Genomic DNA, 1,685 nt, shown 5'->3' on the forward strand with positions numbered 1-1,685 from the left:
TTGTTCCATGTGAGCGCGACACGGTCCTCACAGCTCTCAGTGGCATCAGCAGCAACAGCGAAAGACTGCTGTCGAAGCTCCGCAGAGGCACTGAGTTTTTCCAGCCATGCAGCGACCTGTTCACGGAATCCGGAGGTATTGCGTGCAGAGACGGTATCGGAAAGGCGGTCAAGGAACGCGGAAAAGGTGTTGGCGTGCTCTTCATGTTCAAAAGCATGCCATATCTGTGATACATCAGATTGTTTGTTTTCCGGGAACCATGCTGTCACGGCATCAGCCAGGGGGCGATGGAGTGTATTCTGTTGTCCGTCACTCATGGAGAAGTAAATCCGTGGGCCGTGGTAGTCCGGCGAAGAGGTTAATCTTTGCAGGGATTGCAGAGCATGGGATGACAATGGGTTATCACTAATATCTATTGAACATTCATTCCTCAGATTAAGAATGCTTTCCGGGATATGACTTATCTGATTTATGTCAAAATAACCGTTCCTTAAATTTTCCGGCAGGTATGGAATATCGGTTAACATATTGTCGATTGCCCATATGGAGTGAATGTTGTGAGGTAGAGGGGGGAGTTCACTAAGAAGATTCCCTATTGCGCTAATCTCTTGTAAAGAAAATGGTAAAGGTGGTAAAACTGCCAGCCCATTACATGATACATCTAATGTTTCCAGTAGTTCTGGTAAAACAGGAAGAGAACATAATTGATTATTTGAGACATGAAGCTCCTTCAAAGATATGGGGAGTGTGGGTAGTGTGATTAGTTGATTGTGGGACGCATTCAATAATTTAAGTCCTTGAGGCAAAGCAGGCAGTTCAATAAGTCTGTTATAGCTGACATTAAGCTGTGTAAGGGACGCAGGCAATGGGGAGATTAAGCTTAAATTATTTTTACTTATATTAATTGATTTAATTCCCGGGGGGATTTCAGGTAATGTTGTCAGGCCTAATTCAGACAAGTCTAGGTTCGTCTCTTGGTTTTGTAGACATGATACTAGTCGCTGAAAAGCGATGTCTCGTTGTTCTTCTTGTATGCGGTTATTTTTCCATTCAGTCCAATGGGTTAGATAACTTTCATATGCGCGGCTAGTGTCGATTGAATAAGTGGAGAACGAATTTGAAATTAATCTGTGATTGTTATTTGTCGGGAGCATAAATATCAGGGCGTATTCTTTATGTTGAGAGGTGTTGGATTCTTTTTTATCTGCTTTGCAATGTTATTGGTTCCCTTCAGCAGTAGACAGGAACTTCTGGAGGAGGCGGATATATAGTTTGTGTAAGCATATTAACTCCATATGTTATATATTGAAGAACTTCTGCTTTACACTATCCTAAACTGGATCGGTTTAATGTAAAAAAACGATACTTTTTGGGGGAGGGGGCAATTTTTCCTTAAGGTATGAAAAAAGGAGCTGAAGCTATATAATAGCTATTAATGCCACTGATATCAGTGAATCATGTATATAAAAAAGGTAATGCTGCCAACTTACTGATTTAGTGTATGATGGTGATTTTAAGGTGCTTGCGTGGCTTCCATTTCCATCAGATGTCCTTCCTGCTCCGCTACTGAAGGCGTGGTGCGTAACGGCAAAAGCACTGCCGGACATCAGCGCTATCTCTGCTCTCATTGCCGTAAAACATGGCAACTACAGTTCACTTACACCGCCTCTCAGCCCGGTACGCAC

General features: G+C 42.7%; 2 protein-coding genes. One reads left to right on the forward strand and one right to left on the reverse strand.

Annotated elements, in window-relative coordinates; genetic code table 11:
* Nucleotides 1–1,154: T3SS effector E3 ubiquitin-protein ligase IpaHd (gene ipaHd / locus BFF42_RS16285; RefSeq protein ID WP_146759051.1), on the reverse strand; the 1,154-nt coding region annotated here is incomplete at its 3' end.
* A gap of 372 nt (nt 1,155–1,526) precedes the next feature.
* Here ipaHd and BFF42_RS16290 point away from each other — a divergent pair.
* A partial coding sequence (locus BFF42_RS16290; protein WP_032277379.1) for an IS1 family transposase occupies nt 1,527–1,685 on the forward strand: 159 nt, incomplete at its 3' end.

It is taken from the genome of Shigella sp. FC1661 (assembly GCF_001712525.1).
In the GTDB taxonomy this organism is placed as follows: Bacteria; Pseudomonadota; Gammaproteobacteria; order Enterobacterales; family Enterobacteriaceae; genus Escherichia; species Escherichia coli.